Raw genomic sequence first — 17,229 nt, forward strand, 5'->3', positions numbered from 1 at the left:
GGTTACGAGAGCGTGGTTGGGCGGTTTACCTTCATCTTCCTAATATCGCTCAATACCTGACCGTCGCCGCGATGGGGCTGCCCCATTGTTTGATGCTACATAGGCGACATTAGCAAAGTAGGGTTTTCTGACCAAGTTAAAGCCTCACTTGCTGATGACTTCAATATATTTTCTCCCTACTAAAGATATCTCCCTTTGTATGAGTAAATTGATCCTTATGGATTAAATGTCTCAGCGCTAGCTAATGATAATTTTGAGGAGGTGAATGAATATTTCTTAACGTAAAATTATGTAATCGGTAGGTGTTAAAAAGTTACCTGAGATGATGTGTCCGTCGAGGTGTGACGATATACCTGTCGGCTTTTAAAGACAGAAAACAGCAGCCCGCTAGTGAGGTTTATGGGGTCGCAAAAGAACGTCTCGTTTATAAATAATAACTAGCAGAGCCCTGTGGGGCCTGGGAGGGAACATGGCTGTCAAACTGAACCAACATGATCTGCAATTCATTCTGGATCAGATCAAGATCGCGGAAGCGCATTCCGCGGGAACGCCCCTTTCGGAGCTCATCGACAGTCCGCTTCTGCCCTCGGGCCTGCGCACGGTCGACGGTAGCTATAACAACTTCGGGATTGGCCGCGAGCAGTGGGGTTCTGCGGGCGAAATCTTCGGGCCGATTGCCGAGGGATCGTACCGGGAGGGAAGTGGTGCCTTGCCGGAGGGCGTCGGCTATCCGACGAACAATGATTACGGCGAGAACGGCCATGTCGTGGATGCCGAGCCGCGCCTGATCTCTAACCTGATCGTCGATCAGACGCTGGATAATCCGGCGGTCATCGCGACGGCACTCCAGCATGCGGGGTTGAACGGCCAGCCGATGCTCGATGCCCTGGGCGAGATCCGCTCGCAGCACGACCTCGTGCGGGCGCTGAGCGATGCCGGTCTCGAGGAGACGCCCATCTATGCAGCGCAGAAAGAGGAGCTCGACACGCTGCTCGTCTCATACGGGGTCGAGATGGATGGCGTTAGCGTCATGCTGCCGAACATGGCCCCGGACGAAGGACTCTCGGCCTCCTACAATTCCGTTTTCACGCTTTTCGGCCAGTTCTTCGATCACGGGCTCGATCTGGTCGCGAAAGGGGGCAACGGCACTGTCTTTATGCCGCTGTCGCCGGACGACCCGCTGTATGATGAAGACAGCCCGCACACCAACTTTATGGTGATGACGCGCGCCACCACCGACGATGCCGCGGGTAACGTCACCACGCCGTGGGTGGATCAGAACCAGACCTACACGTCACATCCGTCGCACCAGGTCTTCCTGCGCGAGTACGCGATGGTCGACGGTCGGCCCGTGGCAACCGGCCACTTGCTCGACGGCGAGCGCGGTCTGCCGACCTGGGGCGACATCAAGGCACAGGCACGCACGCTTTTGGGTATCGAGCTGACCGATAAGGATGTGGGCTCGGTGCCACTGGTGGCGGTCGACTCCTACGGTGAGTTCCTGCGCGGCGAGAACGGACTTCCCCAACTGATCACCGGCTTCGACGGCGCGGGCAACGCCATCCTGACTGAGGGAGATCTGGCCAACCCGGTCGATCCGTCGGAAATTGGGGCCGGGCGCACCGGCGTGGCTTTCCTGGACGACATCGCCCATGCCGCTGTCCCCGTGGTCGCTGGCGGTGAGCTGCAAGCAGACGACGATTCCGAGACCGGCTACAGCGGCGGCTTCGACGCGCGCGGCAGCCAGACCGCGTATGACGACGAGCTGCTGGATGCACACTACATCACCGGCGACGGCCGCGGGAACGAGAACGTCGGCCTGACTTCGATCCATCACATCTTCCACTCGGAGCACAATCGCATCGCGGAGCAGGTGAAGGCGGTGGCGTTAGAGAGCGGCGACCTCGACTTCCTGAACCAGTGGCTGAGCGGCCCGGAACTTACTTCATGGCCCAGCGCGGCTGAGGTCGAGGCGCTGTCCTGGGACGGCGAGCGAATCTTCCAGGCAGCGCGCTTCACCACGGAGATGGAGTACCAGCATCTCGTCTTTGAGGAGTTTGCGCGGAAGATCCAGCCGGATATCGACATCTTCATGGTGCAGCCCGACGCTGAGCTGAACCCGGTGATTTTCTCCGAGTTCGCGCATGTGGTTTACCGGTTCGGGCACTCGATGCTCAACGAGACGGTCGACCGTATCAATGCGGATGGCAGTCGCGCGGACATGGAGCTGTTCGATGCGTTCCTGAATCCGCTGGCGTTCGGTTCCGAGACAGTGAATCACGACGAGGCGGCGGGGGCTATCCTGCGTGGCATGACGGCGCAGACCGGCAACGAGATCGACGAGTTTGTTACCAACACCCTGCGCAACCAGCTCCTCGGCATTCCACTCGACCTCCCTGCGATCAACATCGCGCGTGGGCGGGACACCGGTATGCCCACCCTCAATGAAGCTCGGGCGCAGTTCATGGAGATGGCGGATGGCGACTCGCAGCTCAGGCCTTACACAAGCTGGGCCGATTTCGCCGAGAACATGAAGAACCCCGCCTCGGTCATCAACTTCATCGCCGCCTACGGCACGCACGAATCGGTCACCTCCGAGGATACTATTGCCGGCAAACGTGCGGCGGCCACCGATCTCGTCCTGGGTGCGCCGGGTGAAAGTGAGGCGGCGCGTGGGTTGCGCCTCGACTGGCTAAATGCGCCGGCCGAGCAGACGGGCGTGAACGACATCGACCTGTGGATAGGCGGCCTCGCCGAGAAGAAGATGCCCTTCGGCGGTATGCTCGGCTCCACCTTTGCCTTCGTCTTCGAAATGCAGCTTGAGAACCTGCAGGACGCCGACCGGTTCTACTACCTGTCGAGGACCCAGGGGCTGAACCTTCTGACGGAGCTGGAGAACAACTCGCTCGCCAAGATGGCCCTGGCAAACACCGACCTCGGGGAGACCGGCTTTGCGATCCCGGCCGATATCTTCTCGACACCTGATTATATTCTCTATCTCGATTACGCCAAGCAGATGCAGATGACCGGCGTGGACGATCCCCAGCACGAGGATCCGTTTCTTCAATCTGCCTCTCAACTGGTCGAGCGCGGTGCGCCCGATGCACAAGGTGACGGCGCCTACCTGCGCTATAACGGCGCCGACCATGTTGTCATCCAGGGGACGGACGGTGACGACCGGATCGTTGCCGGCGGCGGCGATGACACAGTATGGGGCGGCGCGGGTAACGATCGGATCGAAGCCGGGTATGGCGTCGATATGGTCAACGGTGGAGAGGGTGATGACATCATCACCAACTCCGGAACCGATATCGGCGAAGTGGACATGCTCAAGGGCGACGATGGCAACGACGTCATCCATGGCGGAAGTGGCATGGCGCTGATCTTTGGCGGCCGTGGCAAGGACTTCCTGATCACCGGCCCGGATGGGTCCGAGATCCGCGCGGGCATGGGGGACGACTTCCTCCTCGGCGGTGACGGCCAAGACATCCTGTTCGGCAACGAGGGCAACGACTGGATCGAAGGTAAGAGCCGCTTTGAGTATATCGCCGGCGACAATGGGGAGCTGTTCTTCAACTCTACGGTGATCGGTCACGACGTCCTCAACGGCGGGAATGGTGATACCGACTACGACGCTGACTCCGGCGACGATATCATGGTGGCGGGAGAAGGTATCCAGAAAAACATCGGCATGTGGGGGCACGACTGGGTCATCCACAAAGGCCAGAACGTGGCGGCCGACGCCGACATGAACGTGGAGGTGTTCACTACCCTGCCGCTGGAAGTGCTGCGAGACCGCTTCAGCCAGGTGGAGGCGGTATCCGGCTGGGAGCATGACGACATCCTGCGCGGCGACGACCGGAGCGACGAAGAGGAGGAGGTCACCGCGCTCATCGCTGACCCCACGCCTGAAGGTAACTTCGTCCACAACGAGCTCGATCAGGCGGGTATCGATCGGATCGACGGTCTCGACCATTTGATCACTCCCGGCATGATGCGCGACGCGGAATACTGGGCCGATGGTTCGGGTACTGTGAAGTCGGTGTTCACTGGGGGCAACATCCTGCTTGGCGGTGGTGGCAGCGATACGATCGAGGGGCGTGGCGGTGACGATGTGATCGACGGCGACGCGTGGCTCAACGTGCGCATCGCTATCATGACCAACCGCGATGGAACCGGCAACGAGATCGCTACGGTCGATAGCATGGACGGGCCGGTGACACTCATCATCGACGGCACGGATGTCACTCGGCCGCTGTCGGCCTGGATGGTCGAGGGCCGGATCAACCCCGGGCAATTGCAGATCGTCCGCGAGATTCTTGAGGTCGATTCCGGTATCGACACGGCGCTCTATTGGGGCGATCGCGACGCCTACGAGATCGCGGTGAACGAAGATACCGGCCGGTTGACCGTGGCGCATGTCGATGTGGATGATGCAGCGGTGGACCCAGTGACCGGGAAGAACCGGGTCTCGGACGGCACCGACCTCGTCAGCAACATCGAAGTACTGTCCTTCGGCGATGTCGATGTACAGGTTATTACCGGCACCAACGGCAACGACGTTGGCGCAACGCGCCTTAATGGCACCGAGGGGGACGACATCCTGATCGGCCTTGCCGGCAACGACAACCTGCTCGCGGGTGGCGGCGACGACCTTGCCTTTGGCGGTGCTGGCGACGATCGCCTGATCGGCGCTGACGGCAACGACACCCTCGACGGCGGCGAAGGTGATGACTTCCTCAACGGCGGGGCTGGAGACGATACGTTGCTGGGTGGCGCTGGTGCGGATGACCTTCGCGGTGGTGCTGGGGACGATGCCCTCGAGGGCGGCGATGGGGATGATACCCTCTTCGGCCATGCCGGCGATGACACGCTCGAAGGAGGCGCCGGCAATGACGACCTCAACGGCGGTGGTGGCAACGACGTCCTGAACGGAGGCGCCGGTGACGACGTGCTGTTCGGCAGCGCCGGTGATGACCTGCTGATCACTGAGGCCGATGGTGGGCGCGATACCCTTGATGGCGGCAACCAAGTCGACACCGCAGAAATCCGCGGAAACGCCGACGAAGCCGAATCCTTCGCGATCCTTGACCGGGCCAATGCACTGGCGCAGGGCTTTACTGATCTCGCCACCGGAACGGAGATTGTCATCGTCCGCAACGGAGAGGTGATGGCGGAACTCGCCAACATCGAGGAAATCGTCATCGACGGGCAGGGCGGCGGAGATAGTTTCCAGATCGCCGGTGACTTCAGCGGCACCAGCCTGGCGATGAGCACCATTCACGTGATGGGCTCGGAGGACGACGATGTCTTGGACATCTCGGCACTGAGTTCCGCACATCGGGTGGTTTTCAAGACCAAGGGCGGCCACGACACGGTAGTGGGCAAGCTCAGGGAGCAGGATGTCATCGAACTTGCCAACGGCACAACGCTCGCTGAGATGTCCGAGGGGCTCGACGGCGACGGCGAGCAGAGAGTGGGCGACGACGAGAACTCCATCAGCTTTGAGATCCCCACAGAGACGCAGCAGCCCGGAGAGGACGAAACCGGCGGTGGCGATGATACCGAGGAAGAGGACGAAACCGTCGACGAGTCGGAGATCGAGGAAGACGGAGATGACGATGTCGCACCAGTCCCGGTAGCCGCGATGGTCGGCAGCGAAGGCGCTGATGCGCTGGTCGGGACGGCGGACGGCGAGACGATCATGGGCTTGGGCGGTCGAGACGTCGTCTTTGGCCATGACGGCGACGACGACATCCTCGGCGGTACCGGTGCCGACATGCTCTACGGCGATGACGGCGACGACCGTATTCTTGGCGAGGACGGCAACGACTTCATCAATGCTGGCGCAGGTGACGACACGGTCTTTGGCGGCAACGGCGATGATCTGTTCGTGGCCGAAGCCGGTGACGGTGACGACACCTACTACGGCGACGACATGGTGGGAGGTAGCGGCAACCACCGCGGCGATCACAGCGGATCTTGGCACCGGGTTCATGGGACGTGGCAGCGTCTCGAGCGCTGAAACCGGCAATGATGGGCTGTGGGGTGTTGAGAACATCGTCACGGGATCGGGAGACGACACGATCACGGCGAACCACGCGGTCAACGTGATGGACGGTGGTGCAGGCAACGATACCTTCCGCTTCCTCTCCGCGGCGGATGCGGACGGCGATACCATCATGGGATTTCAGCCGGGCGACCGTATCGATCTCAGCGGTATTGACGCGAATGGCTGTGCAACGGGGAACCAGAGCTTCACGTTGGTGACCGAGGCCTTCACTGGCGCTGGGCAGCTCATGTTCAGCCATCAAACGCTCGACGGCGAGGACTACACCGTCGTTCAGGGCAACACGGCCGGAGACGATGATGCCGACTTCGCCATCAGCATCAAGGGTCGACATGAGCTGGGAGTGAGCGACTTCAACCTCTAACGAACGACAACAATAACGATCCCTGTGGGCCCGCCCGCAGGGATCGCCCGTTCAATTTAGGGGCAGGGGGTAGTTCACATGGGTAAAAAAGATGCCAGTACGTCGGCGAAGCGCAAGAGCGCAGAACAGCTGACCAAAGGTTTCCGCGGAATCTTTTTCTTCCTGTTCAGCATGTCGGGGATCATTAACATCCTCGCACTGACGGGTGCTTTCTACATGCTGCAGATTTACGACCGCGCGCTGACCAGCGGGAGCATTGCGACGCTGATCGCCATCTCCGTTCTGGCGCTCGGCCTGTATTGCTTTCAGGGGATGTTCGACATCATCCGCTCCCAGGTTCTTGTTCGTGTCGGCGCGCGCCTCGACAAAAAAATCGCGCCGATGGCCCATCGGGTCGCTATCGACATGCCGCGCTTTGGGTTTTCGACAGCTGAATCACTGGAGCGTGGCCGCGACGTGGATACAGTGCGCGGCTTCCTGGGAAGCCAGGGTCCCATCGCACTGCTGGATCTTCCCTGGATGCCACTGTTTTTGGTGTTCGTCTACATACTGCACCCCTACCTTGGCGCGCTCGTTTTTCTAGGGGGATTTATCCTGGCCATGCTGGCGATTGTCACTGAACTGATGACCTCCAAGCTAAGCAGCGCCATGCAGCAGGCGGTTATCACCCGCAACACCATCGCCGATTCCAATGCCCGCAATGCCGAAATCCTCAAGGCAATGGGCTTCGCCGGTCGCGCGGTTGCGCGCTTCAACCGCGCCAACGACGATCATCTGGAGTTGCAGACGCGAACGAACGATATCAGCGGCACTCTCGGGGCAGTCTCGCGGGTTTTGCGGATGATCCTGCAGTCAGCCGTCCTCGGCCTGGGTGCCGTGCTTACTATTCAGGGAGAGCTTAGTGCTGGCGCAATCATAGCCGCCTCTATCGTGTCCGCGCGGGCGCTCGCACCCATCGATCTTGCCATTGGCAACTGGAAGAGCGTTGTCGCTGCGCGAACCGCCTTCACACGGCTGAAGGAAACGGTCATGGCGCTGGCGGAGTCTGACGAACCGATGCAACTGCCTAGCCCGAGTTCATCACTCAAGGTCGAGAATATCACCGTCGCAGCACCTGATTCCGGGCAAGTTCTGCTCAGCGAGGTGAGCTTTGAACTAAAGGCCGGCCAGGCTGTAGGGATCATCGGCCCTAGCGGTGGTGGCAAAACCACGTTGCTGCGCGCGTTGACAGGCATCTGGCCCGTGTTGCGTGGAAGTGTGCGGCTAGACGACGCGGAGCTCTCGCAATGGCAAGACGAAGCGCTCGGTCAGTTCATTGGCTATTTGCCGCAGGAGGTCGCGCTGCTTAATGGCACGATCGAAGAGAATATTTCGCGGTTTCAGGAAACACCAGATTCCCAGGCAATCGTGGCGGCGGCGATGGCCGCCAGTGTCCACGAGATGATTGTACGCTTGCCAAACGGCTATCGAACGCAGCTCGGTTCGCTCGGTGCGTCCCTGTCAGGCGGTCAACGGCAGCGTATTGGACTCGCCCGAGCACTTTTCGGCAATCCCTTTATCGTTGTCTTGGACGAGCCCAATTCCAACCTCGACGCGGAAGGTGAAGCAGCCCTGACGGCGGCCATTCAAGGCGTAAGGCAGCGTGGCGGCATCGCCGTCGTGGCCGCCCACCGCCCAAGCGCGCTGGCTGCTGTCGATCTCGTGGGGGTTGTTCAAAACGGCCGGTTGGCCGCACTCGGACCGAAGGACGAAGTCATCGGCAAGTCCAACGTGCGAGCAGTGCATTCTGCCAAGCCGCCGACGAAGGAGGCATCGGTCGGATCATGATTAACGTCAAAGGCACCAAGAACGCCTTACCCGAAACTGACACCTCTCAGCGCTACGTTCTGAAGGACGAGGACGAGGTTTCTCGAAAGCCTCTTATTGTTGGCGGGCTGCTGATGGGGGTCGCTGCTTACCTGGGCTCGATCTTTTCCTGGGGCCGGGAGAGTGCTCCCCAACCGCAACCGGAGGAGCCAGCCGCCGTTGCAGCGGAGACCGAAAGTCCAGAGGGCATGATTGACGAAACCGTCTCCCCGAGCAAACCTCCGGATGTGCCCGATTCCGACCCTCCCGGCTCCGCAATGCCTTCGGTCGCCGATGCACCGCGATCGACGCCCTTTAGCTATCCGGGCGAGAGCGGAGACGTACTCATAGTAGCCGGATCAGCACGCGGCAATGCAGGCGGTGAAAGTGCCGACCGAGTGGGCACCAGCACACCACCGATCGACATTGCTAATCCCGCCGGAAATCGTTCCACACTGGATGGCAACGGCCCCTTGGGTGTCGAATCATCGCCGGACGACGCACCTCCCGCCGAAGGCAAAGATCCCACGGACGGCGCTGGTTCTGATGATGGTGGTAGTTCTAGGGATGACGGTAGTTCTGAGGATGGCGACCCACTCGAAACCGAAGGTGACGACGATGTCGATATTCGGCCCGACGGCAACCGTGCCCCTCGAGTGTCAGGTCCTGTTTATCTGCTCGACGTAGCTCCCTGTGTGGCGCTCGTCATCGCCTTCGACGATCTGCTGCGCAAGGCAGTGGATCCCGATGGCGACGTCCTCTCGGTTCAAAACCTAGCCGCGTCCTCTGGCGCGCTGACGGACGTGGAAGACGGTTGGGTGTTCCAGAGCGACAGCGGGCAACTAGGGCCTGTGACTCTCACTTATCAGATCACCGACGGCGAGCTTACCACCGATGCGGTCGCCCATTTTTCGGTCGTCAAGCAGCCCGTTCTCGTAGGAACTTCCGCAAACGACATGCTTCTCGGCAGCCTGTGTGCCGATGAGATAGACGGTGCAGGTGGCGATGACAACATTGATGGACGGGCCGGCGATGACGTTATAAACGGCGGGGCTGGAGATGACCACATTGTCGCGGGAGACGGTGATGACGTGGTATTCGGCGGTGATGGCAACGACATTATTTTCGGCGGCGCGGGAAACGACCATCTTTTCGGCGGATCTGGTGACGACAGGCTATTTGGCGGTGACGGCGATGACGTGATCTTCGGCAACGCCGGTGAGGATCATCTGAGCGGCGGAGACGGCGACGACCTGCTGCTCGGTGGCGATGGTAACGATGTGATTATGGATGGCGCGGGTCGCGACCGGGTTTTTGGCGGCATGGGAAGTGATCGGGTCGTGGCGGCGCTCGATGGGGACGATGACGTGTACGACGGCGGCGGGAACTCGGACACCATCGACTACAGCCACGCGACGGAAGGGCTCGTGGTCGATCTCGCCAACGGCGTTGCCAGCGGAGTGGAAATCGGCCATGACTTCATCACCGGATTCGAAAAAGTGCTTGGTGGCCGAGGAGCCGATCAGTTCATTTTTGGCAGTGAGTCGGCCACGCTCACTGGCAACACGGGTGATGACGTCTTTGCGTTCGCCAGCGCCGGAGGGGGGCGACCGAACGACGTTTCGCACGTGATCATGGACTTTGGGGTCGGCGACCGTATCCGGATGTCTGAATACGATATTTTCTGGAAGGGCGACAACGAACTGGACGACCGTTTCGAACAAACTTACCACGGTAAAGACGATGATGATTCGCCGATACGTTATCGCCACGATCGGGATGATGGAAGTGAGTGGACCGTGATCGAGACCAATTTCGACGACGAGATATGGGCGACGGCGGTCACGCTGCAGGGAACGCACAAGCTGTCGTGGTCTACAGAACGTGACGATAGTCTCGAGTGGCTATCATAGGAGCACAAAATGAGCACATATGATCCTTCCGGCACGCCTCTTTTAGAGGAAAAAGCCAAGCTCTTGCCGAATCCAGAAAGCGCTTTTCGACTTGGCCCGCGTGTATTTGTGGGCTCGGCTCTCGCCCTGTTTCTGATGTTGGGAGTCGGCGGCTGGGCCGCGAGCGCTCAACTCAGTGGGGCCGTCATCGCGCAAGGATCCGTGACGGTGGATCAGAACCTGAAGTCTATACAGCATCGTGATGGTGGCATCGTCGGCGAGATTGCCATCAGAGAAGGGGACTTCGTTCGAGCTGGAGACGTGCTGCTGCGGCTCGAAGACACACAGACGAAAGCGGAGCTTTCGATCGTGCGTTCTAAACTCGTGGAATTGGCCATCAGGAGAGCGCGCCTTCTGGCAGAGCGGGACGGGCTTGCGGCAATCGAGTTTCCGTCCGACTTGGACGCAAACGACTCTCCGGATGTCTTCCTTGGCGAAACACGCCTCTTCGACGGCAATCACACAAGTCGTCAAAGTAAGAAGCAGCAGCTCGAGCTCAGCGTCGAGCAAATTGAAGAGGAGATAAAGGGGCTGGAAGCGCAGCGGCAATCAAAAGACGAGGAATTCCGTCTAGTCGAGACCGAATACGAGGGGAATAAAGGCCTCGCTGACAGAGGGTTGATCGCACGAACACTCCTCGTTCCGATGGCTCGTGATAGGGTACGAATTTCGGGGGAACGCGGTGAGATCCACGCCTCCATTGCCAGAGCGAGAACCCGCATGAGCGAAATTCGCCTGCAGATTATTGCCATCGACGAAAACGCCCGTACCGAGGCGCAGCGGGAATTAAGTACCGTGGAGGCGGAATTTTCGGAACTGCGTGACCGGCGCATCGCCATCGAAGATCGGCTGGCGCGAACGGACATTCGCGCACCGATTTCTGGAACCGTTAACGAGCTGAACATCCATACGGTAGGAGGCGTGATCACGCCGGCCGAAGAGCTTGTCACCATCGTTCCGGAAGACGCCAAACTGAAGGTCGAGGTGAAGCTTACGCCGGTGACCATCGACCAAGTCTGGGGTGGCCAGCCGGTCAGGCTCCGCTTTACTGCCTTTAACCAGAGAACGACACCGGAGCTCAAAGGTAAGATTGTCTATGTCTCCGCAGCGACGACACGCGACGACACGACAGGCGAGGCCTACTACCTTGGCGATGTCGACGTTTCTGTAGAAGAGCTTGAGAAGCTTGGCGATATCACGCTGCTGCCTGGTATGCCCGTCGAAGTCTTTATCACGACCGAAGAGCGCACCGCACTGACGTATTTTATTAAGCCTCTCACCGATCAGTTCAGTAGAGCCTTCCGAGAAGAGTAAAGTCGCGGTCTGATAGCTCGTAGTGTTCTGCCATCGGCCACCTATGCTGCTGCGGCATAGGTGACATTAGCAAATATGGCATACATACATTCAGGCCGGGAGGATGTTCTGGTTGATACGGAAGAGGTTTGTCGGATCAAACTTCTTCTTGAGCTCCACCAGCCGCTCATAACTTGCCCCATAGGCGAAGGCAGTGCGGTCGGCTTCATCGCCGGTCAGAAAGTTGACGTAGGCGCCTCCACTGGCATAAGGCTGTGAACGGGTGAAAAATTCACGCGCCCAGGTAATGCAGCGTTCGTCCTCAACAGCTGTCTCCCAACGGGCATGTACATTCAGCACGTAGTTGGCATCGCGGTTCGAGTAGGCCATCGCTTCAGGTTTTGGTCGGCCCGTTTGACCGCCTATAGTGGCAATAAATATCTCGCACTGTGAAGATGGTAGGGCACCGGCGTACTCGATAATGACATCGATCGACTCTTCGCCGAGGGCCGAGAAATTATGCGACTTCCAGTAGTTGCGTGCGCCTGGGGTTAACAGTGGGTCGAAAGCCTGTTGCCAGTCGGTGTATGGCTGTACACCAATATGTTCGCCATATGCGGTACCGAACCTTCGCAGCGGCTCGATGTGCTTCTTGCCTTCAACAGGATCGCCTGCGTAGCAAATGGCCAGCGCAACAATCTCTTTCCCGTGGACTGTCTCAGGTAGGAAGGGCAAGGGAGGCGCTTTGCGAGTCACCATCCACACGTTGAGCTCGTCCGGCATCGTCTCCGTGAAACACGCGAACTGCGTGATGACCGATTTCGCCTGGTCGAAGGGATAAACGATGAGACCGCACAGCACATCCGGGCCTACGCAATGCAATTGGTATTCGAAACGGGTCACAATACCGAAGTTCCCGCCTCCACCGCGTAGCCCCCAGAAAAGGTCGGCGTTTTCCGATTCACTGGCATGCAATTGTTGACCATCGGCGGTAATCACATCCATGCCGAGCAGGTTGTCGATGGTCATGCCGTACTTTCGGCTGAGCCAACCGAATCCCCCACCCAAGGTCAGGCCAGACACCCCCGTGGTGGAATTGATGCCTAGCGGGGTAGCAAGGCCGTACGCTTGGGCAGAGGCATCGAAATCTGCAAGGGTACAGCCTGGCTCTACGGACCCTCTGCGAAGCTCCTGATCAATGATCACTTCCTTCATTAATGCGAGGTCGATCATCACGCCATCGTCACAGGCAGAATTGCCCGCAATGTTGTGACCACCGCCGCGTACGGAGAAGGGCAAGTCGTGTCGGCGTACGAAGTTTAGCGATTTGACAACATCGTCAGGTGAAGTACAGCGGGCAATCATAGAAGGCCTACGGTCGATCATGGCATTCCAGATCTGTCGAACTTCCTCGTATTGCGCATCATCTGGAAGAATCACACTGCCCGAAAACTCGGCCTTAAACTCTTCTATTGTGGTTTGCGAAAGCTGGCTCATGACGACCACCGTTACGTATGCTCGGGAGGTAATGCATACAAGGGGTACCGGGCGGGAAAGTAGGGGGAAACAAATCGGCTGGCGATTAGCCCCAATCCTCACAGCGACCCCTTGATTGGCATTTCGTCAGTGGATAGTCACAGTATAGGCAGGGCAGTCGATAATCGCGCTTGTTTCTTCGGTCGCTTTCGGTAAATCGCACTAGCTTGCTTTTGCCGTTGATATATTGGGCTTTTTATAAGTACGCTTCTGGCCGAACCAAGAACTTTCCTCCATATTAACAACGTGCAGGTAACAACTCACTGACGTACATATGTTATCTGCTAAATTAGCGATACACATAAAGAGAGAGGATTGCACCAATGACAGGGACTAATAAACCATCAACGACAGCATTGTTGAGCGATAACCGCGTAAAGGTGATCTTAGCCATCGCGGTTATTGCCGTGGTCTGGGCCGTTGTGGCGCACACCATTGCAGGGGCGCGGCAAAACAGTGTGGAAGCAATCGAGGCGCGGCTGGCCCAAACTGAGCGTGAGCATCAGCAGATACAGGCACAGATGTCTGAGGTTGAAGCCGCGGAGCTGGATTTAGCAACATTGCAGCAGCGGATGAGCAACCTTGACGTTGCACAAGCCGAGGCGGAAGCTGCGCTTGCATCGACGAGAGCCGAGATTGCCAATACTAAAGAAGACTTGACCGCTTTACGGGGCGAGCGTGAAACTCGCGAAGAAGAAGTGGGCACGCTCACCGAACAAATAGACGAAAGGGAGAGCATCCTTGAGGAATTGAATGAGACATACGCCGAGGTAGAAAAAGACAAACAAGAGGCCGAAGCCGCCCGCGATGCCGCTCAACAGTCTCGACAGGATGCAGAAGAGACCCGCAGGCAAGCTGAAGCAGACCTAGAAGCACTAAACGCCGAGATTGAAGAGGCTAATAACCAACTTGCGGTGGTGGGTGAACAGGTACGTGAGTTAGCAGCAACGCGTGATGCGCTCAATATTGAAATCACCTCGCTTAGAGTGATGCGCGACGAAGCGCAAACACCTTAACGATTTACACGCCAGCTCGTATTCGGGCATTACAGCAAGGGTTGGAAGAGGCTACGGCCACCTATCGCACGACTACTCCGGCAGAAGTCGAGTTTCCTAAACCTCCACCAACGCTTGCTGTCGAAGCTCTACCAAGCTTTGACAACAGGCTCGCGCTGCTATGCCTTCCACGCTATTACTCCTCCTCGCCGACGTTATCCTTATTCTCCACGTGCTGTTTGTGGCTTTTGTGGTGCTCGGCTTATTCGTAGTGTACGTAGGCAGTTTGCTGAACTGGCAGTGGGTGCGTAATCGCGCTTTTCGTATCGTGCACCTATGCGCTATTGGCTATGTGGTTATTCAAGCCTGGCTGGGGGTGGTCTGCCCGTTAACCACCTGGGAAATGGGACTAAGGGCAGAGGTGGGCGCCGCCACCTATTCAGGCTCATTTATTCAGTACTGGCTGCATAGCTTGCTCTATTTCACTCTTCCGGAGTGGGTGTTTGTGGTGGTTTACACGTTATTCGGTAGTTTGGCGTTGGCCAGTTGGTTTGTTGTACGGCCAAATGCTCGTTTTCGTTAATTTTTTCAGGTTCTGGTGTTCTTTTCGAACTCGGCTAGACAAGGCTATGCATTGGTAGAGTTCCCTGCGCGACTGACAGGTAAGCTTGTCGCTTCATTTTTAGCGGTATATGATTCGTATGCATTTTATATTCGTTTCATATATTGGGTGGTGTGATGGGTATCGTTAAGATCAATGACCAGCTTCATGAAGATATTCGTAAGTCGAGTGCCGTTATGGTGCGCTCAATCAACGCCCAGGCGGAGTACTGGATAAAAATAGGCATGCTTGCTGAGGCGAATCCAGGTATGACCTTCTCTGACATTATGCGTGAGCAAATGAAACAAGCCGACGTTGATGTAAGGAAGGTGATCGGTGGGTGAGGTAACGCTGAAAAGCGAAGAGGAGCTGAGCGTAATGCGTGAAGCGGGACGGCTACTCGCATTGGTCTTTAAGCATCTTGATAAGCAAATAGTGCCCGGTATATCCACCATGGATATTAATAATTGGGCCGAGAGATACATCGTGGATGATTTGCAGGCCCGTCCAGCCAGTAAGGGGCAATACGATTACCAGTACGTGTTGAATGCGTCAGTCAATCATGTGGTGTGTCACGGCATTCCGTCTGCAACGCAAATGCTCAAATCAGGCGATATTGTTAATGTCGACATTACTCTGGAGAAAGACGGCTTTATTGCTGACTCCAGCAAGATGTACTTGATCAGCGATATCACACCCTATGCAAAGCGGCTGGTGGATAAAACCTACGAGGCCCTATGGCAAGGTATACATGCGGTCAAGCCCGGTGCCACGTTGGGGGATGTGGGCTACGCCATCCAGCAACATGCCGAAAAGCATGGCTACGCTGTTGTGCGTGAGTATTGCGGTCATGGAATTGGTCGGGAAATGCATGAAGAACCCCAGGTGCTGCATTACGGAAAGAAAGGCAGGGGGTTGGTTTTAAAAGAAGGGATGGTGTTTACCATCGAGCCGATGATTAATCAGGGTAGGGCCAAGATAAAAACCAAGCGAGATGGCTGGACGGTGGTTACCAGCGACAAGAAATTGTCTGCTCAGTGGGAACATACAGTCGCGGTCACATCCAGCGGTTTTGAAGTGCTCACACTTCGCGATGAAGAGATTAGTCAACCTGGATTTAAGTAATCTGGCGAAGATCATTAGGTGCGTTAAGCTGAAAGCAGCAGTATTTCAATATTGCTGTCCAGCCAAACGAAAAGGGATCTACGATGGCTAAAACACCTAAAGGTAATGGCAGCGGTAGCCAGTCGTCTGGCCCGAGCGGTTCACTTAACTCGGTTTCCTGCGGCACTGAGAAACTCCTGTTGGCAGCGCTAGAGCGTGGCGGTAGCTGCCTTGAAACCGGGCGTTTTCTGATCAGTTACCGCGAGGGAAGGATGGAAGAGGGCATCAAAGCCTTGAAGGCTCAGAACTTTCGAGTGGCCGATGCGCGTGACTTTACCGATCAAGCCGTCAGCCTGGAAGATGCCGGGGATGCTGAAGCGATGGTGTTTCCAGAGCTCGGTGTTGCGTTGATTGGCGGTGACGCTCTACAGCAGCACGGGATGAGTGTTTTCGACAAGATCTCAGCGGATAGTCCGATAGAAATTATTGAGCCCGAGTATTTTGCGTTTTCTGAAAGCTTTGATTTTAAAAACCCTGATTCTAAAAACTCTGGTTCTAAAAACTCTGAGTACCTGCGGGGCTTTTTGCGCGCAGCGAGTACCATCGCGCGCGACCTAGGCGTTGATCTTGATAGTGACGAACGCGAAGAACCGCGTGAGACGGACGCGCTTGAGGTGACTTGGGGGTTGGCTCAGTGCCAGGTGCCGCAAAGCCGTTGGAGTGGCGCTGGCATTAAAGTCGCCGTGCTGGATACCGGGATGGATCTTGGTCACCCGGATTTCGCTGACAGGGAGTTCGTTACCCGCTCTTTCGTTGGGGAGCCGGTTCAAGATCTCAATGGGCACGGCACGCACTGTATCGGTACCGCCTGTGGCCCAAAAGCGCCTTCCGAAAGCACTTCGCGCTACGGTATTGCTTTCGATTCTCAGGTGCTGGTCGGCAAGGTGCTGACCAACTCAGGCAGCAGCACCGGGGCGGGTGTGCTGGCAGGCTTGAACTGGGCGATTGCCAATCGCTGCGAAGTGATCTCGATGTCGCTTGGCAGCCAGAGCCCAGTGCAAGCCGCCTACACCCACGCTGGCGAGGCGGCACTGCGTAAAGGGTGCCTAATTATCGCCGCCGCAGGCAATTCTTCTGCAAGCACGGGCGCGCCTGCTAATTCGCCCACGGTGATGTCTGTAGCGTCCCTTGACTCGAACCTGAAGCCTTCCAGTTTTTCAAATCATGGCAAGATCGAGATTGCCGCACCGGGGTGCGATATCTTCTCTTCATGGCCCCGGCCCACTCGCCATAAAACCATTAGTGGCACCAGCATGGCGGCGCCACACGTGGCAGGCTGCGCGGCTCTCTGGGCAGAGTCGGATGCCTCGCTGCGAGGAATGAAACTCTGGGAGCAGCTAGTGGCTTCAGTGAAAGCGCTGCCATCGCCTGAATCCCACGTGGGAGCAGGGCTGGTACAAGCCCCCTAG

At 57.6% G+C, this 17,229-nt stretch carries 11 protein-coding genes; 10 read left to right on the forward strand and 1 reads right to left on the reverse strand.

The window, feature by feature from the left end; all coding sequences use genetic code 11:
- The first annotated feature begins 469 nt into the window (after positions 1 to 469).
- From ACQE2I_RS07730 to ACQE2I_RS07750, 5 genes are all read left to right on the forward strand, one after another.
- Complete coding sequence (locus ACQE2I_RS07730) at positions 470 to 6,025, forward strand: peroxidase family protein (protein ID WP_427031001.1); 5,556 nt, start codon at positions 470 to 472, stop codon at positions 6,023 to 6,025.
- A complete protein-coding gene (locus ACQE2I_RS07735; protein WP_427031002.1) occupies positions 5,997 to 6,434 on the forward strand; it encodes a hypothetical protein in 438 nt (145 codons plus the stop codon). The genes ACQE2I_RS07730 and ACQE2I_RS07735 overlap by 29 nt, the downstream gene beginning before the upstream one ends.
- Before the next feature lie 78 nt (positions 6,435 to 6,512).
- Positions 6,513 to 8,261: a type I secretion system permease/ATPase gene (locus ACQE2I_RS07740; protein WP_427031003.1), complete on the forward strand. Its 1,749-nt coding sequence runs from the start codon at positions 6,513 to 6,515 to the stop codon at positions 8,259 to 8,261.
- Positions 8,258 to 10,192 carry a cadherin-like domain-containing protein gene (locus tag ACQE2I_RS07745; RefSeq protein WP_427031004.1) on the forward strand — a complete coding sequence of 645 codons (1,935 nt, stop codon included), beginning with the start codon at positions 8,258 to 8,260 and terminating at the stop codon, positions 10,190 to 10,192. The genes ACQE2I_RS07740 and ACQE2I_RS07745 overlap by 4 nt, the downstream gene beginning before the upstream one ends.
- 9 nt (positions 10,193 to 10,201) lie before the next feature.
- Positions 10,202 to 11,545, forward strand: a complete 1,344-nt coding sequence (locus tag ACQE2I_RS07750; RefSeq protein WP_427031006.1) for an HlyD family type I secretion periplasmic adaptor subunit — start codon at positions 10,202 to 10,204, stop codon at positions 11,543 to 11,545.
- 90 nt (positions 11,546 to 11,635) lie between these two features.
- Here the strand turns inward: ACQE2I_RS07750 and ACQE2I_RS07755 are convergent, their stop codons facing one another.
- Positions 11,636 to 13,021 (reverse strand): FAD-binding oxidoreductase, encoded by a 1,386-nt coding sequence (locus ACQE2I_RS07755; RefSeq protein ID WP_427031007.1) that lies wholly within the window; start codon positions 13,019 to 13,021, stop codon positions 11,636 to 11,638.
- A 362-nt stretch (positions 13,022 to 13,383) separates the two neighbouring features.
- On the opposite strand from ACQE2I_RS07755, the gene ACQE2I_RS07760 reads away from it, so the two are divergent.
- The 5 genes from ACQE2I_RS07760 (at position 13,384) to ACQE2I_RS07780 (ending at position 17,229) form a co-directional block, all read left to right on the forward strand.
- The gene (locus ACQE2I_RS07760; protein WP_427031008.1) at positions 13,384 to 14,076 is read left to right on the forward strand and encodes a hypothetical protein; all 693 of its coding nucleotides are present in this window, start codon (positions 13,384 to 13,386) and stop codon (positions 14,074 to 14,076) included.
- A gap of 160 nt (positions 14,077 to 14,236) precedes the next feature.
- Complete coding sequence (locus ACQE2I_RS07765) at positions 14,237 to 14,638, forward strand: DUF2784 domain-containing protein (protein ID WP_427031009.1); 402 nt, start codon at positions 14,237 to 14,239, stop codon at positions 14,636 to 14,638.
- A 155-nt stretch (positions 14,639 to 14,793) separates the two neighbouring features.
- Positions 14,794 to 15,000, forward strand: coding sequence for a ParD-like family protein (locus ACQE2I_RS07770; protein ID WP_427031010.1), 207 nt, complete (start codon positions 14,794 to 14,796; stop codon positions 14,998 to 15,000).
- Positions 14,993 to 15,781 carry a type I methionyl aminopeptidase gene (gene map / locus ACQE2I_RS07775; RefSeq protein ID WP_427031011.1) on the forward strand — a complete coding sequence of 263 codons (789 nt, stop codon included), beginning with the start codon at positions 14,993 to 14,995 and terminating at the stop codon, positions 15,779 to 15,781. The genes ACQE2I_RS07770 and map overlap by 8 nt, the downstream gene beginning before the upstream one ends.
- An 83-nt stretch (positions 15,782 to 15,864) precedes the next feature.
- Positions 15,865 to 17,229: a S8 family serine peptidase gene (locus tag ACQE2I_RS07780; RefSeq protein ID WP_427031012.1), complete on the forward strand. Its 1,365-nt coding sequence runs from the start codon at positions 15,865 to 15,867 to the stop codon at positions 17,227 to 17,229.

The organism is Halomonas sp. H2, assembly GCF_050215315.1.
GTDB lineage: Bacteria > Pseudomonadota > Gammaproteobacteria > Pseudomonadales > Halomonadaceae > Vreelandella.